At 45.7% G+C, this 15293-nt stretch carries 16 protein-coding genes; 5 read left to right on the forward strand and 11 right to left on the reverse strand.

The features are described 5' to 3' along the window. Positions 1-5: 5 nt before the first annotated feature. Together NAF19_RS27395 and NAF19_RS27400 are read right to left on the reverse strand one after the other, a co-directional pair. Positions 6-2219: a DUF5916 domain-containing protein gene (locus NAF19_RS27395; RefSeq protein WP_252793564.1), complete on the reverse strand. Its 2214-nt coding sequence runs from the start codon at positions 2217-2219 to the stop codon at positions 6-8. Between the two features lie 197 nt (positions 2220-2416). Beyond that, positions 2417-2695, reverse strand: coding sequence for a hypothetical protein (locus tag NAF19_RS27400; protein WP_252793565.1), 279 nt, complete (start codon positions 2693-2695; stop codon positions 2417-2419). Here NAF19_RS27400 and NAF19_RS27405 point away from each other — a divergent pair. Then, positions 2677-3975, forward strand: a complete 1299-nt coding sequence (locus tag NAF19_RS27405) for a hypothetical protein (RefSeq protein ID WP_252793566.1) — start codon at positions 2677-2679, stop codon at positions 3973-3975. The genes NAF19_RS27400 and NAF19_RS27405 overlap by 19 nt on opposite strands. A 10-nt stretch (positions 3976-3985) precedes the next feature. On the opposite strand, the gene NAF19_RS27410 is transcribed toward NAF19_RS27405, so the two are convergent. After that, complete coding sequence (locus tag NAF19_RS27410; RefSeq protein WP_252793567.1) at positions 3986-4429, reverse strand: hypothetical protein; 444 nt, start codon at positions 4427-4429, stop codon at positions 3986-3988. Positions 4430-4766: 337 nt separating this feature from the next. Here NAF19_RS27410 and NAF19_RS27415 point away from each other — a divergent pair, with 337 nt between their 5' ends. Beyond that, positions 4767-6584 carry a phospholipase D-like domain-containing protein gene (locus NAF19_RS27415; protein WP_252793568.1) on the forward strand — a complete coding sequence of 606 codons (1818 nt, stop codon included), beginning with the start codon at positions 4767-4769 and terminating at the stop codon, positions 6582-6584. Positions 6585-6726: 142 nt separating this feature from the next. Here NAF19_RS27415 and NAF19_RS27420 read toward each other — a convergent pair whose 3' ends face one another. Together NAF19_RS27420 and NAF19_RS27425 are read right to left on the reverse strand one after the other, a co-directional pair. After that, positions 6727-7470 carry a zinc ribbon domain-containing protein gene (locus NAF19_RS27420; RefSeq protein ID WP_252793569.1) on the reverse strand — a complete coding sequence of 248 codons (744 nt, stop codon included), beginning with the start codon at positions 7468-7470 and terminating at the stop codon, positions 6727-6729. Next, positions 7470-8567: a Nif3-like dinuclear metal center hexameric protein gene (locus NAF19_RS27425; protein WP_252793570.1), complete on the reverse strand. Its 1098-nt coding sequence runs from the start codon at positions 8565-8567 to the stop codon at positions 7470-7472. Before NAF19_RS27425 ends, NAF19_RS27420 begins: the two co-directional genes overlap by 1 nt. Before the next feature lie 135 nt (positions 8568-8702). Here NAF19_RS27425 and NAF19_RS27430 point away from each other — a divergent pair, with 135 nt between their 5' ends. Next, a complete protein-coding gene (locus NAF19_RS27430) occupies positions 8703-8900 on the forward strand; it encodes a DUF2683 family protein (RefSeq protein WP_252793571.1) in 198 nt (65 codons plus the stop codon). Beyond that, positions 8891-9157, forward strand: a complete 267-nt coding sequence (locus NAF19_RS27435) for a Txe/YoeB family addiction module toxin (RefSeq protein WP_252793572.1) — start codon at positions 8891-8893, stop codon at positions 9155-9157. Before NAF19_RS27430 ends, NAF19_RS27435 begins: the two co-directional genes overlap by 10 nt. 124 nt (positions 9158-9281) lie before the next feature. Here the strand turns inward: NAF19_RS27435 and NAF19_RS27440 are convergent, their stop codons facing one another. The 3 genes from NAF19_RS27440 to NAF19_RS27450 all read right to left on the reverse strand — a co-directional run bounded on the left by NAF19_RS27440 (position 9282) and on the right by NAF19_RS27450 (position 11603). After that, positions 9282-10712 carry an alpha-L-fucosidase gene (locus NAF19_RS27440; protein ID WP_252793573.1) on the reverse strand — a complete coding sequence of 477 codons (1431 nt, stop codon included), beginning with the start codon at positions 10710-10712 and terminating at the stop codon, positions 9282-9284. 121 nt (positions 10713-10833) lie between these two features. After that, positions 10834-11109, reverse strand: a complete 276-nt coding sequence (locus tag NAF19_RS27445; protein ID WP_252793574.1) for a LytS family sensor histidine kinase — start codon at positions 11107-11109, stop codon at positions 10834-10836. A 101-nt stretch (positions 11110-11210) separates the two neighbouring features. Then, positions 11211-11603: a metallophosphoesterase family protein gene (locus NAF19_RS27450; protein WP_252793575.1), complete on the reverse strand. Its 393-nt coding sequence runs from the start codon at positions 11601-11603 to the stop codon at positions 11211-11213. Positions 11604-11823: 220 nt separating this feature from the next. Between NAF19_RS27450 and efp the strand changes: the two genes are divergently transcribed. Then, positions 11824-12384 carry an elongation factor P gene (gene efp, locus NAF19_RS27455; RefSeq protein WP_252793576.1) on the forward strand — a complete coding sequence of 187 codons (561 nt, stop codon included), beginning with the start codon at positions 11824-11826 and terminating at the stop codon, positions 12382-12384. Between the two features lie 46 nt (positions 12385-12430). Here efp and NAF19_RS27460 read toward each other — a convergent pair whose 3' ends face one another. The 3 genes from NAF19_RS27460 to NAF19_RS27470 all read right to left on the reverse strand — a co-directional run bounded on the left by NAF19_RS27460 (position 12431) and on the right by NAF19_RS27470 (position 15124). Next, complete coding sequence (locus NAF19_RS27460; RefSeq protein WP_252793577.1) at positions 12431-12907, reverse strand: YdeI/OmpD-associated family protein; 477 nt, start codon at positions 12905-12907, stop codon at positions 12431-12433. A 133-nt stretch (positions 12908-13040) separates the two neighbouring features. Then, positions 13041-13565, reverse strand: coding sequence for a DUF4256 domain-containing protein (locus NAF19_RS27465; protein ID WP_252793599.1), 525 nt, complete (start codon positions 13563-13565; stop codon positions 13041-13043). A gap of 248 nt (positions 13566-13813) precedes the next feature. After that, a complete protein-coding gene (locus NAF19_RS27470) occupies positions 13814-15124 on the reverse strand; it encodes a Xaa-Pro dipeptidase (protein WP_252793578.1) in 1311 nt (436 codons plus the stop codon). Positions 15125-15293: the final 169 nt, after the last annotated feature.

Consider the following 15293-nt stretch of genomic DNA (forward strand, 5'->3'; position numbering starts at 1 on the left):
CCCCCCTAAAACTGCTTCAAAAAACTAATCTTCGCTATCATCGATTGGTTTTTAACCGGGGTATCCTTAAAGTTATTTTCGTTATACACCAGATAAATAAAGCTTAGCGGGGCAAATTCCCAGCTTGCGCGGGCGTTCCACTGGCCCAGTTTGCCGAACGAATTATACTGGTAATAGGCCGAAACCTGCACCTGCGGGTTAAGCGCGGCACGCAGCTGGGCGTTATACAAGCTGGTACGCAGGTTAACCTTATCGAGCCCGAAATCCTCAAACTTCTGCAGCGTATAATTGGCTGATACGGCAATCATGGGGCTGGGCGCATAACGCATCCCCAATGCTGTCGATTGCATCGAACCGTTGTAATATTGGCCAAAGTTAAAATCGCCTAAAAAAGAGAATTTCTTTGATTGGTCCGACTGATAAGTAAGCTCGTGCACGGTGTATGAATAATTGCGTTGCGCCAGCTTAACACCCAGCAGGCTAAAATCGAAGTTGATATTTTGCCAGTTGGGCCTGATAGCATATTGCACCACACCGCCGTTGTTTAGTACGATGTAAATTGGGTAAATGTATAAATCGGACTGCTGGAATTTAAAGTCGCTGGCGTTTTGGTAATAATTTACGTCGAACCCAATTTCGGCCTCGCGTATCCAGCTCCACTTTTTGTTTTTGGGCCGCAGGGAAATAAACTCAACCGTTTGGTGGTAGATCACGTTATTTTGAAAGATGAAACCCATTGCCGGGTTATACTTTTGCGATATAAACTCGTTCTGGTAGTAAAAAAAGAACTTGTTATCGAAGTATTTTATCTTAAAATAACTGGCAAAACCCAGGCTGTCGGGGCTGTTATTGTTTGATACCGATGTTAGGTATTGTATACTCAAAGTATTGCTCGGCCTAACCAAACCATCCACCGTAAGCGTGCTGTTATTTTTGGCATTGAAACCTTTGCGCGGGTCGGCCTCGTCAACCCGGTCGGTAAACATTACGCCGATGTTATTTTCCTTGCCATAGTTTTTAAGGTAGCGCAGCACGCCAAAATCGGCAGCGCCCTGTTCGGATGTGCCTTCCTGGTGCACGTATAGCGAGGCAAAGGTTCGGTCTTTTGTGCGGTCGGTAAAGCGCAGCCCGGCGTCGATAGGTACGGGCTTAGCGTTAAACTGGGTATTTGAAAGCCCGATACTGCGGCTGAAGAACGGTTTTAAACCTTCTATACTTGCCCCGGCAAATACACCCTGGTCCTCCAAAAAAAACTGCCGTTTCTCCGGGAATAGCACATTAAAGCGGGTAAGGTTATTCACCGCCTGGTCGACTTCGGCCTGGGCGAAATCAGTATTCAGCGTTAAATCCAAAACGGCATGCGGGTTTACGGCCCACTTGGCTTCGCCCCCAAATTTAAGCGTGCTGCTGTGAGTGGTTATATTGTCGGCGTCGGTGCTTTGCGAATACTGGTATAACGAATACGGCTGCACCCTGATATTGGTGGATGGCGGCGGCAGTTGCAAACCTTTCAGTTCGGCCCCGTAGCTCATACGGTAGGGAGAGTAGGTTTGTGGGATAGCCGGGAACACCGTTTGCTCATTGTCGCGCCGGGCAATACGCGAAAAAGTAAGGTTCCACGAAACCGAATCGTTGCCGTGTTTAACGTAGCGCAGCGATTTAAAAGGGATAGCAAACTCGGCACAATAGCCACTGTCGGAAACCGTGGTTTTAACCTTCCACAGGGCGTCCCAATTCACATCCTGTAGTTGGTCGTCAAACACCTGCATGTCGCCCTGCGTGCCCAGCGGCGTAGCCTGGAACGACACACAAAAACGCTTAAGGTTCTGTGGGTCGAGCTGTATCATAAACACATCGTTATCTGGCGTAAAATCACGGCGATAATCCTGAACACGCACACCTTTTTTGCCTGCTGTATCTTTACAAAAAACGCCGAAGTACAGGTTCTTCTTATCGTACACTATTTTAACAAAGGTTTTATACCGGTAGGCACCACCCTGCCGGGGCTGCAGCTTAAAAAAATCGGAGATAACGGGCGCGACTTTCCAGCTTTCTTCACTCAGCCGTCCATCCACTACGATATTGTCTTTAGCCTCAATAGCATACACAATGGGCGCTTTTAAAGGCGGCGAGAAATTGAGGCTGTCCTGTGCCTTAACTGCGTTGGACAGCAGCGTAATTGCTAATATTATTTTTGAGGTGGTAAAAAATGCTTTCACAATAATTTGAGCTAAAGAGGATTTGGGATTTGCTAAATCAAAATTGAGGTTAAAGCATGGTAAGGCCTGTTCAAATAGCTTTCAAGAGAAATTCAAATGCAATCAGAGGATTAAGGGATTGGATTCGCTATTAGCACAGGCCTGCGACCTGTGCTGATGAGTGTCGCCCCGTTGGGGCTGGGTGTATCGCTGCGGTGTTATTTTTGGTAAAAAAGAACATCATATTTACGTTTTTCATAGCCCCAACGGGGCGGCATCCGCCAGCGCAGGTCGCAGGCCTGCGGTAAAAAGTTCAAATGCAAACAGGGGACATCGCCGCCTCCACAAAGAGCCATCGGCTCGGCCCATGTTGTAGCGCCGGGCTTTAACCCGGCGCGAAATGAGTTTTTTGTAACGAAACCCCATTCCCAAGCGTCATAATCATTTAGTAACTTAATGCCGTTATTGAAACCATAAAATGGGTACCGAAAAGCCATACATAGTACTTTGGCGCGAGCTGGCCGAGCAGGCGCTGAGCTGGGAAAACAGCGGCAACTGGGGCGATTATGATTTCGAAAAACTGAGCGAACTAATTTTCGAAAAAACACAAACCCGCCTGAGCCTCTCAACCCTGAAACGCATCTGGGGTAAGGTGCGTTATGATAATACGCCAACCATCATAACCCTTAATGCACTGGCCCGCTTCCTTGATTTCGCCGACTGGCGCACATTTAAAAAACAACCCGAATTAAACAAAGTAAAGGTGCCCGCCGGAGAACCGCTGCAGGCCGTAAAACGCAAAAAGTTATCGATGCCTGTAATTTTTACCATTGCGGGATTGGCCGTTGCGGCCTACCTGGTATTATCACTGGCTGCAAAACGAGCGCCGGCAATTATAGCCAATGCGCCGGTAAAATTCAGTGCCCGGGTTGTTAGCGATAAAATGCCCAACTCAGTAGTTTTTGATTATGATGCCTCGGCATATCATAGCGACAGCGTGTACATACAGCAGAGCTGGGATCCCAAACGGCGAGAAAAGGTTGCCGGCGACGGGAAGCAACATACCTCTATTTATTACGTGCCCGGGTATTTTAATGCCAAACTGGTGATTAACGGACGGGTAAAGAAAGAGCAGCCGGTATTCATAAAAACCAACGGCTGGTTGGGCCTTATTGACAAGGACCCTGTGCCAAGCTACCTCAATAACGATTCCATCCACATGCCCGGTGCGCTGGGAATAACCGCGCGCCAGTTCGAAAAAATAAAAGGTGCCCCGGTGTTTAATGGCTCGGCGGTTTACTTTTACAATTTGCGTGATTTTGAAGGCCTGGCAGGCGACAATTTTAGCTTTGAAACCACGCTGCGCAATACTTCTGCCCCCGAGCAGTCGTTGTGCCGGAAAGTGCTGGTGGAAATTATTGGCACAAATAACGCAATCGACATACCACTTTGCGACAAAGGGTGCATCGCCAACCTGCAATTATCTACCGGCGATAAATACATATCGGGCAAAACAACCGACTTAAGTGCTTTCGGTTGCGATTTCGCCAACTTTCAGCACCTGGCCTGTGTTGTGCAAAACCATAAGTTTACTGTAAGCCTCAATGGCAAAGAGATATTCACCACAGCCGTAAACCAAAACATCGGCAAAATAGCCGGCATCCGCATCGGGTTTGAAGGGCCGGGGGAAATTAAGGATGTTAAGTTGGGCGATGATAAGCGGGTGGTTTATGCGGAGGACTTTGGTGGGAGGCGGGTATTGGCTGCCATTAAATAGTGGCATTGTTTCAATCGGCTTCAAATGATAGCTCCAGCAAGTCAGTGCCCATTCGTTTGCTGTCGGTGCTGCTATTGTAAATTACTCTGAGAATTAACGTGAGTGTACTAGTTGTAAGTGTTTTGATTTCTAATTCCATGTTACTCTCTTTGTCCTGGATTTTTATAACAATAGCATTGTTAACTATTTCATAAGCTGCCTGTTGCGATTCCTTTTTATTTCTGTCGGGGTAAATTGTTAAAAACTTCTCGTTGGTTAAATCCAGCATATCAATTTTGTCGAAGCCGCCCATTCCTGCTCCGGGCAACGGCTTGAAGCTTTTAAACTTCCAGAGTTTATTGATGGTTTGTTTGATAGCGCTATCGGCCCGGAGCCCGTTTTTGACCATGCCATTTACCTTGAAGCATATAAACGCGAGTACAAGGAAAGAAAACAAAGCACCCCGGTAAGCCATAGTAACAGATTGGTAAATAGTTTGCTAATGATACAATCGATGTGCGATAATGTTCGTGGAAGGGTTCCCCAATTGCCGTATATTAAAATTATGGAGGCCTTTTTCGTCTTAACCCGTGCGATAGTCGTGATCTGCAATGCACTTATGACGATTGATAACGTCGGCAGTAACCGCCAGGAGAAAATCATTTATCGAAAGTTTCCCTATCGGGCGGGCTGAGAATGTGAGAAATCCATTTTAAATATAAAAAGTTACCGTACATGATTGAAATTCAGCATAATACTGTTGCAATTGATAAATAAATGGTATATTTAGGCACCTAAATAAATATTACAATATGGCAACTCCCCAAACATCCCTTAACGTGAAAATCTTCCGCGGCGACGCGAAAGTTATGATAGCCTGCAACCTCGACGAGGCGGACACAAAAAACCTTGCCGGCTTTACTTTTTACTGCGAACCGGGCAATAATACACCTTACTACCTGTTCAATGAACTGCAATTTGAGGCTCCGTCACTGCATACGCAGGTCGCCCAGGAACCCGCTAGGTCGACCTTGAATTCGCCCATCCAAAAATTCCGCTGGCTGCACGTACCCGGGAGCCTTCACCAAACGGATAAAGTGTTTTATGGCGCCTATAAATATACCGTTACCCCCAGGTATTTCAATAATGGCCGGTTGCTGCCCATTGACAGGAGCCTGAGTGTTACCGTAAACACAACGGTTGACCGCTTTGTAAAAGGCGACATCGAACTCGGGTTTACGAGGGGCTTTGTCCAGTCGCAGGCTTTTGCCGTAAGGTTCGGCAAAGATGCCCCATTCAAACCCAAGCCAACACCGTTGCTGTACAATACCTCACAGCAAGCCGGCACGAATAGCGCAGGTGAAAACTACACGTTTCTTGATGAATATACCTGGTCGGGGTTCACAGCCAGGGAAAAAATATTTGCCGCTGTAGAAAAAGTGGTCAACGACAAAACCCTTTCCCTTGACGTATTAGCCTATGACCTGAGCGAGCCGGACTTATTGGCCTATTTTCTTACACTGGCAGAACAGAGTCGGATCAGGATGGTGCTGGATGATGCCGGCCTGCACCATGATAAAACCGGGGATATACCGGAAGATCAGTTTCAAAAAGAATTTATCCTGGCGGAAAAAAAACAGGCAGGGGGCGGCCCTGCCGTTTCTGCGCTGGTACGCGGCAATTTTGACCGTTACCAGCATAATAAAGTTTTCATCGTCACTAAAGGCGCGACCCGTACCCCGGTAAAACTATTGAGCGGGTCTACCAATTTTTCGGTAACCGGGATGTACGTTAATTCCAACCATGTGATAGTTTTCAATCACCCGGACGTGATCTCCCTTTACCAGCGCCTATTCAATGAGGCCTGGACCGATAAGGCATCGGCGCCTAAATTCAAAGCGACCGATTTGCCCACCAAAGATTTTGCCTTTAATGACCCCGCGCTTCCCCCTATGTCAATTACCTTCGCGCCGCATACCCAAACCCAGGCAAAGGCCAATCTCGATAAGATTACGGCCAGGGTTGCATCCGAGAAGAGTTCGGTACTTTTTGCCGTTATGGAGACCGATGACAAAGCATCCGGCACCATAATACCGGCCTTAATCGCCTTGCATCAGCGAACCGATATTTTTTCGGCGGGTATTACCGATTCAACTAATAGTATCACTTTCTACAAACCGTCGTCCCCAACCGGGGTTAGGGTAACAGGTAAACCAGGCTCAACGATACTTCCCCCGCCCTTTAACAAAGAGGCGACAGTTGGTATAGGCCACCAGATACACCATAAATTTATTGTTTGCGGCTTTAATACACCTGATGCCGTAGTGTGGCTGGGTTCCAGTAACCTTGCGGAACTTGGGGAACAACAAAATGGTGATAACCTTATCGAAATCCATGACCAGGAAATGGCTACTGTTTTTGCTCTTGAAGCATTAGCGCTTGTCGACCACTTCCACTTCCGTGATGCTCATCCGGCACCCGCCAAACCCGAAAAAGGCGCACCGAAAACCCCGCCGCCCGCGCCTGCGAAAACCCCGGGCACATATTACCTTTACACTGACGCGCGTTGGGCACCTTCTTATTATAAAGACGGCGACTTTCACCAGACGGACCGGAAATTGTTTTCTTAATAAATCAGGGTCGGCTTTGCGAGCCCTGATTTATTAAGAAAGCAAAAAAGGCACCCATCACTGAGTGCCTTTCAAATCTTTTATTTTCCCTTTGCGCCACCGCTAAAGCTAGGGCGACACGCGGTAGGGGGTTCGGGGGCAATTACGCCTCCTCTGCTTCCAAAGCCATTTGCTCGTCAACCAATATACGACCGCAATGTTCGCAAACGATTATTTTTTTACGCTGACGGATGTCCGACTGGCGCTGTGGCGGAATCTGGTTGAAACAGCCAGAGCACGAGTCACGCTGGATGGTTACTACAGCAAGGCCATTTTTTGCATTTTGGCGCAGGCGGTTGTAAGCAATCAGTAAACGCTCGTCGATGTTAACAATTGCTTTGTCGGCAAGGGTCGTTAATTCGTTTTCGTCTTTCTGTGTTTCAGCTGTGATGGTACCTAATTCAGCTTTCTTGGCGTCAAGGTCGGCTTTGCGCGATTCCAGGTCGGCAAGGGCTTTTTCATAGATCCCGGTTTTTGATGCTATCTCGAAACCGAACTCCCTGATTTTTTTCTCACTTACCTGTATATCGAGTCCCTGTATCTCAATTTCTTTCGAAATTGCATCATACTCGCGGTTGTTTTTAACCTCGTTAAGCTGGGTCTCATATTTTTTTGTGTTTGCCTGCGCATCCTTTATCAGGTTTTTGCGGGTAACAATATCATCTTCCAAATCATCCAGCTCGGCTTTAATTTTTTGTATACGGGTTTCAAGACCTGCAACATCATCTTCAAGGTCGGCAACCTCCATAGGTAATTCACCTCTAACCTGGCGAATTTTATCAATCTTGGTGTGGATAGTTTGTAGCTCGTATAAAGCTTTAAGCTTCTGTTCTACGGTTTGTTCCATTAAATAAAATATTTGACGGGGTTTGTATTTACTTCTGTTAAACGGACGGCAAAGTTAGTAAATTTTTTTGTAATAATTTCATACAATAATTGCTGCGTAAATTGCTCACTTTCAAAATGTCCCACGTCGGCAATCAGCACCTTTCCATCGGCATCAAAAAACTCATGATATTTGTAATCGCCCGTTATAAAAACATCGGCTCCTGCGGCAATGGCCTGCTTTAATAAAAAGCCTCCGGCGCCTCCACATACCGCTACTCTTTTAACGCTTTTGCCCGTATATTCAGTATGGCGGATGACGTGGCAATGCATTTTTTCTTTCACATGGTGTAAAAACGCTTCTTCGGCCAGGGCATTATCCAGCTCGCCAATCATTCCCGAGCCAACCTGCTGGTTTTGATTAGTGAGGCTGTATAAATCGTAAGCTACCTCCTCATAAGGATGGTTTAAAACCAGGGCCATTAAAATTTTACTTTCCAATATGGCGGGATAAACTGTCTCGATGCGCACCTCGTTTTCAAGGTGACGCTTGCCCGGCTCGCCAACATATGGATTGGTTTGGTCATTCCCTTTAAAAGTGCCTGTGCCTTCGGCGTTAAAGCTGGTTTCGCTGTAATTGCCAATGTTCCCGGCGCCGGCTGCAAAAAGGGCATTACGCACCGTATCCGCATGACTTTGAGGCGCGTAGGTAACCAGTTTTTTTAACAGGTTATGTTTGGGTGATAAGATGCGGCAGTTTTTTAGCCCCAGCGTTTCGCATATTTTGGCGTTTACGCCGGCTATCATGTTATCCAGGTTGGTATGTATGGCATAAATGGCTATGTTGTTGCGGATGGCCTTCTCCACCACGCGTTCCACATAAGTTTTGCCGTTAAACTTTTTTAATCCACGGAAAACAATCGGATGATGCGATACAATCACCTGGCAGTTGGTAGCAATAGCTTCATTAACCACGGCCTCCGTACAGTCAAGCGATACGAGCGCACGGTGCACTTCCATTTCCGGGCGCCCAACAATCAGGCCGGCATTATCGTAATCTTCCTGGTAAGCGAGGGGGGCCAGGCTTTCGAGGTAGGATGTAAGTTCGTTAAGTTTCATAATTAGGGGCAAATTTAATGAGAGTCACTAATTATTACGAATTTAGGCGAATTTCACGAATTAAGTCACGTAACCGCCAGAGCAATATCAAACTGTCATTTTTAATTGATAGAAATAAAGTTGTAAATTTGAAATATGGGAATATTGATAGCACATCCGGAAAACAAAGAGAAGTTAGCAGCTTTGAAAGCGTTTATGAAAGCTCTTAAAATACGTTTTGAAGAGGAAAAGTCGCCGTACAATCCCGAATTTATAGAAAAAATAAAGCGAAGTGAAGAAGATTTTAAAGCCGGAAGATTTAAGGCGATAAAAACTGAAGACTTATGGAAATAGTCTACTCTGACGAGGCTCAAAAAGACATAAACTTTTGGAAAAAGTCCGGGAATAAAGCTGTTCAGCAAAAAATCCAACAATTACTGAATTCAATAAAAGAAACACCTTACGAAGGCATTGGAAAACCTGAGCCTTTAAAATATGGCTTATCAGGGTTATGGTCCAGGCGAATTAATCTTGAGCACAGAATTATATACCAGGTCCTCGAAGGTAATGACAGGATTAAAATATATTCTTTAAAAGGGCACTACGATTAACAACCACGACAAACTGTAAGGGCGTATCACACACATCCTTACCTTGCGGTCTTTAAGTATCTATTACCGGTGAAACACAAATTTGCCCCACCAATAGTTATTAGGTTATGGTTAGTAATTCGTGTCAATAAGTTATCCTGAACCCAGCCGCATAGCTTAAACCGCTGTTATTTTGCAGTGCCGCAGGAATCGTAACGTTAATTACATCGCCATCCTGTTTCCATTTCAGTCTTTGCTTTACTCCCAATAGCGTAAGCTGCTGAACCTTTCGTGCATTGCCGGTTTTAATGCTAACTATCGATGGCAGTATCAATCCATTCTCGTTGCCCAGCAAAAACGCATATTCATTATTCCCGCCATTAGTTTGGGTGAAAAAGATATCCCCATCCGAGTATGGCGCAATGGCTTTTGATGCGTAGATGCCTTCGCCGTTAATTTTTATCCATTTGCCAATATCAGCCAAGCGATTGTAAGCTTCGGGATCCCAATCGCCATCCGGTCCGGGGCCAATGTTCATCAGCAGATTGCCGCCGCGCGACACAATTTTTACCAGCAGCTGCACTATTTGTTGCGATGATTTGTATTTATCGCCGGGTACATAACTCCAGGAGTTGCCCATGGTTATACACGACTCCCATGGGTAGCTGAGGGGTGCTGCGGGCACCTGCTGCTCGGGCGTGGTGTAATTTTCGTATGCACCAGGCACAGCGCGGTCAACCATTATTAATCCAGGTTGGTTGGCGCGGGCCATTTTAGCAATTTTAGGCATATCAATGTCCTGGTTGTACCTGTTGCCCATCTCGTGCGCCAAAGCCGAATCGGCTTTTCTTAACGGGCGCACCCAGCCGCCATCCATCCACAAAATATCTATTTTGCCGTAGCCGGTCATCAGTTCCTGTAGCTGGTTATAAGTAAAATCTTTAAACTGCTGCCATCTTTCAGGGTATTTGGCCGGGTCATAATTTACGTTCCGGTCTTTAGGTGGAAAGTACGGCCACCAATAATAGGGGCTGTGCCAGTCGGGTTTTGAAAAGTAGGCGCCTATCATAAAATTCTCCTTGCGGAAAGAGTTGAAAATCTCTTTGGCCACATTGCTTTTCGGGTTGGTTGAGAAAGGTGTTTTGGCGCTGGTTATCTTATAATCGGTTTGTTTGGTATCAAACATGCTAAACCCGTCATGGTGCTTGGTAGTAAAAACCACGTATTTCATACCGGCGTCCTTTGCGGCCCGCACCCATTTATCCGGATCGAAGTGGGTTGGGTTAAAAGTGGTTTGCAGGTTTTCGTAAGCCGTTTTGTAGGTATTATAATCGGCGCCGTAAGGGCCTTTGCGTTGTGTCCAGCCCTCGTCCTCGGGGCAAAGGCTCCAGCTTTCAACCACGCCCCATTCGCTGTATGGCCCCCAATGCATAAACAGGCCGAACTTTAAATCCTGCCATTGCGCCAGCTTTTGTTGAACGGCCGGGTCATCTGGTGGGGTGTATTCGGCATGCTGCTGGGCTTTGCCGGAATTAATAACAAACAGTAGAAACAGAAAGGCGAGGATTGGTTTCATAAATGGCACTAATTTAATGAAGGGCACAAATTTTCACGAATTTAAACGAATTACACGAATTGGAGGCGACTAATTGCATATAACAGGAATTTTGCCGGGCATAGATTAATGAGGTTTAATATTATGCCCCTGCTAAAATTAAAATAACCTCAAAACAGTCTTTCTTTTCGATTATGGTGAGTTCGTGCCTGTAGGGGTACAAAAGTTCCAACCGCCTTTTGGTATTGGCAATTCCCAATCCCAATGCCTTTTTTGATTGGCCGGTAAAGGCGTCTTTTGTATTCGTTATGGTAAAAAAGAGCATATCCCCGCTGTAGGTAAGGTTGATCTCTACCACATTGCGGCCGTTTTCATTAAATCCAACGTATTTAAAAGCATTTTCAATAAAAGAGATCAATAAGAAGGGCGCTATTTTAACATTGCCATCTATCTTCCCTGTGTAAAACGATACTTTAATTCGCTCGTCAATTCGGCTTTTTTGTATGGCGATGTAATTTCTTATGTATCAAACTCATCGGCCTGCGCAAGGTGCGAAAGATCGCCGGTATGCAAAACAAATGATGGCGCCGAAGGCATGGCGTTTATTTTGGCGATGGTAGCCTGCAGGGTGCCCACAACATCAGGGTTTGCGGGTTTGGTAAACCCAAGTTGGCTATCACTTATCTGGGCAAAGCTGAAATCGGATTTGGGTACTACCAGTCCTTTTTTCAACCCACCCGTAGTTTTATCAATCATCTGGCTCATGCCATACGACTTTAGTATCCCGCCCGACATCATCCAAAGGACGCCGGTACCAGCCCAGGCCATACATTCCAGGAAATCTCTGCGGTCAATACCGTCGTTGTTTAAATCCGGGGTGTGCTCATCTCCGGGGTGAATGTGATTTTTCATGATTTCAATTTTTAACGGTTTGTTTAATAGGCACGAAGGAAGATGAAATTGGGCTGGCGCTGAAAAATTTTACATGAACACAGTTAAATACTTGATGAAACCTCGGTTAGTATTGTCGTGGTTATTTAATATGCCTGCGGACTGGTAACGAGAGATTTTTTTTGCCTCGCGTTTACAATAACTTAGTTTATATTTGGCGCCACATTTAACACGCATTTTCATGGCAAAGGCATCTGAAATTAAAGTAGGGAATATATTACGCTATAACGGCGAACTGGTAAGCGTTACCGAAGTCCTGCATCGCACACCCGGTAAAGGCGGGGCGTTTTACTTAGATAAGTTTCGTAATATTAAGACTGGCAAAATTGTAGAAGCTCGTTTAGCCACTGACGAACAGGTTGAAATTTGCCGGGTGGAAACTAATGACTTTCAATACCTTTACCAGGAGGGCGATTTTATGGTGATTATGGATAACACAACATATGATCAACATAATGTTTCGAAAGCGTTATTCGGCCCGTCGGCAAAATTCTTAAAAGAAGGAATGAACGTAATTGTTTCTTTTGAAAGCGAGGAGCCTATTATGGCCCAGGCCCCCAACTTTGTTGAATTAGAAATTACCTACTCTGAGCCGGCTGTTAAAGGCGATACATCATCGGGCGCGTTGAAAAACGCCACTACAGAAAATGGGGTAGAAGTAAAAGTGCCACTTTTTGTAAATCAGGGCGATAAAATAAAAGTAGATACCCGCACCGGGGAATATATAGAACGGGTGAAATAGGCGGCAACAAAATTATTGAATCGGCGGGGTTGGATTTTTCGTGACACTAATCATCCAACCCCTTCCCGTCCAATATTTGCGGTAAATACTTTTCAACCCTTGCTTCGCGGGTTTTGGATTGTTTAGCCTGCGAAAAATAAAGCAGGTACCCTTTTTGCCGCCCGGGCGTCAAGGCCTCAAAAGCAGCTTTTAGGGCCGGAATCCGGTCTAATTTATATCGAAATTCATCAGGCATCTTGAATTCATCGGTCTTTTTAAATTCCACCTTTAACCCAGCTTTTTCCACTTCAATGGCTTCATAAATATAGGCCTTCAATGTCGACTCCTGTTCAACTATTTCGTTGATATTAGTAAGTCGTATTTGCCGTGCCGACTGCACATTTTCCGTTTGTTGTATTAATATGCCGTGCGAATCGTCCAGCAAAGTGCCTTTAAAAAATAAAAATGCGCAGTACTCTTTAAAGGTGTGTATTAAAACAATGTTATTGCCCTGCCATGTATAACATGGGCAACCCCACTTCAACTCTTCGGTTAGCCCGCAGTCAAGCGCAATCGATCTTAATTTTTCGATTTCTTCCTGCCACTTTTGGCCTTGTTAAAATAAAAATCAACTTTAGAATTCGTTCCATTCATAGTATCCGTTCTTTATATAATATTTACACCCTTAATGCGCCACGGAACCCCCTGGCTGCATAATATGAATCGGCGCCGTTGTGATAGATAAAAACCCTGCTGTAACGAAGATCCCCAAATATAGCGCCGCCAAGCCTGCGAACATCGGCAGGGGTTTTCAACCAGCTCGACGTTTTTGTGTCAAAACTTCCCAGCTGCTGCAACTCGCGGTACTGTTCTTCGGTTAACACGTCAATGCCCATGTCGGCAGCCATATCAATTATGCTATTTGCCGGTTTAAATTCTTTCCTGGAATCAAGCGCCTCGCGATCATAACAGAGGCTTCGGCGTCCCTTTGGGCTTTCGGCCGAACAATCATAAAAAACATATTCGTCCCTTTGATTGTCATAGGCGACAACGTCCGGCTCACCACCCGTGCTTTCCATATCATCCAGCGACCACAACTTTTCCGGATTGGCTTCCAGCTTTGCCTGCACTTTGTCCCATTCAACACCTTTATGGCGGTTCATGTTTTTTTCGAAACGCTGTTCATACCTGTTAAATGAAATCTGGCAATTGCATGGGCGACCGCCTGAACAAGCTGAACCGTGTAATTGTATTAATCAAACAAACGTTGAATAGCCCAGATTTGCCGCCGCTGTGCAGAATTTTAATATATTTAGTTTTATTGCTTACGACTGTCTTTTTCTGCGATTGCGGGCACCAACCCGGCAAATTCGAACTGTGTGGTTCTATCCATAAAGTTCGCGACTGCCACGCTTATTCCTAGAAATAACAAATAGGTTAGATTTCCTGGTTATTTCCCGCCAATCTCATCCTTATAAACCACACCGCCCTTCATTACAAACTGCACATGTTCCAGCGCTGTAACATCAGCCAATGGATCGTTTGTCACGGCAATAAGATCGGCGTATTTGCCCGGAGCTATGGCGCCTGCTTTATTTGTCCAGCCTAACAGATCGGCGGCGTTGAGTGTTGCTGATTGTATGGCTTGCATTGGAGTAAGGCCGAACTTAACCATGTATTTAAACTGCCGGCCGTTCCAGCCGTGCGGGTATACACCGGCATCGGTGCCAAAAGCAATTTTAACACCTGCCTTAACAGCGTGTTGGAAGCTAAGCCGCTGCGCCTGGCCAACCAGTTTTTCTTTATTGATGATTTTTGCCGGGGTGCCGTGTTTAGCGTAATCGCTCATGATGTACTCATCATTATAAATATCGGCAACAAGATAAGTGCCATGGGCTTTCATCAGGCTGATGGCTTCGTCATCCAAAAAGCTGCCATGCTCTATGGATGCGACGCCTGCTTTCACGGCCATTTTTATAGCGATAGTGCCATGCGCATGGGCACACGCTTTTTTACCCCACAGGTGCGCCTCATCAACGATGGCATCCATTTCGGCCTGGGTATATTGCGGGGAACCAACGCTCTCCTCTTCAGTAAGTACACCGGCACTTGCCCCAAACTTTATTACTTCGGCGCCGTATTTTATATTATACCTCACCTGTGCGCGAACTTCATCCACACCGTTTGCTACGCCGCTCATTTGTTTGGGACCTGTAAATTCAAGGTAAGGTGAAAAGCCATCCAAATCACCGTGACTGCCTGTACTGCCGATAAACAGTGTAGCTGGCTGTATTCGCGGACCAGGAATGTCGCCATTATTAATCGCGTTTTTCAAGGCAACATCCATAAATGCCGCCGAACCAACATCGCGGCAGCCTGTGAAGCCGGCATCGAGCGTTCGTTTTGCATAAATGTGGGCAACGATGGCATAATCTATCGGTGTTTTGCGGAATAGGTCGTCGTAATAATTTTCGCCAGGCTGCGCGGTTAAGTGGGTGTGGCAATCGATAAGGCCGGGTAAAACCGTGGCATTACTTAGGTCGATGACCTTTGCACCTGCCGGGATTACAATATTACTGCCAACCGCTTTAATAGTATCATGGTCAATAAGTATCAGCTGGTTTAACAGCACCTTACCTTGTTGCACATCAATAAACCGGCCGGCCTTTATAACTTTAATTGTGTCTGTTTGTGCCGAACTGTATAAAGCAAAAAAAAGCATCATAGCGGTAATGATGCTTTTGCAGTAATATTTACTCATGTGCTACTGGGTTAAGTGTAACCCAATAATACAAAAAATTATGAATTAAATGCGGATTTCTCACGGCTATTCCGCAGGGCTATTTTTGGCTAAAGCCATTCATCTGCTGGCTAACGTTCCGTCGGTTAAAACCGACGGCAATGATTATCTCGTCAAAAAAAAGCGCTTC

It is taken from the genome of Mucilaginibacter flavidus (assembly GCF_024055575.1).
Lineage (GTDB): Bacteria > Bacteroidota > Bacteroidia > Sphingobacteriales > Sphingobacteriaceae > Mucilaginibacter > Mucilaginibacter flavidus.

Coding starts and splice junctions, on each gene's coding strand:
- NAF19_RS27470 (WP_252793578.1), bottom strand. CDS start 15,124: ATGAGTAAATATTACTGCAAAAGCATCATTACCGCTATGATGCTTTTT.
- NAF19_RS27440 (WP_252793573.1), bottom strand. CDS start 10,712: ATGAAACCAATCCTCGCCTTTCTGTTTCTACTGTTTGTTATTAATTCC.
- NAF19_RS27420 (WP_252793569.1), bottom strand. CDS start 7,470: ATGGAACAAACCGTAGAACAGAAGCTTAAAGCTTTATACGAGCTACAA.
- NAF19_RS27400 (WP_252793565.1), bottom strand. CDS start 2,695: ATGGCTTTTCGGTACCCATTTTATGGTTTCAATAACGGCATTAAGTTA.
- NAF19_RS27435 (WP_252793572.1), top strand. CDS start 8,891: ATGGAAATAGTCTACTCTGACGAGGCTCAAAAAGACATAAACTTTTGG.
- NAF19_RS27410 (WP_252793567.1), bottom strand. CDS start 4,429: ATGGCTTACCGGGGTGCTTTGTTTTCTTTCCTTGTACTCGCGTTTATA.
- NAF19_RS27405 (WP_252793566.1), top strand. CDS start 2,677: ATGGGTACCGAAAAGCCATACATAGTACTTTGGCGCGAGCTGGCCGAG.
- NAF19_RS27415 (WP_252793568.1), top strand. CDS start 4,767: ATGGCAACTCCCCAAACATCCCTTAACGTGAAAATCTTCCGCGGCGAC.
- NAF19_RS27430 (WP_252793571.1), top strand. CDS start 8,703: ATGGGAATATTGATAGCACATCCGGAAAACAAAGAGAAGTTAGCAGCT.
- NAF19_RS27450 (WP_252793575.1), bottom strand. CDS start 11,603: ATGAAAAATCACATTCACCCCGGAGATGAGCACACCCCGGATTTAAAC.
- efp (WP_252793576.1), top strand. CDS start 11,824: ATGGCAAAGGCATCTGAAATTAAAGTAGGGAATATATTACGCTATAAC.
- NAF19_RS27425 (WP_252793570.1), bottom strand. CDS start 8,567: ATGAAACTTAACGAACTTACATCCTACCTCGAAAGCCTGGCCCCCCTC.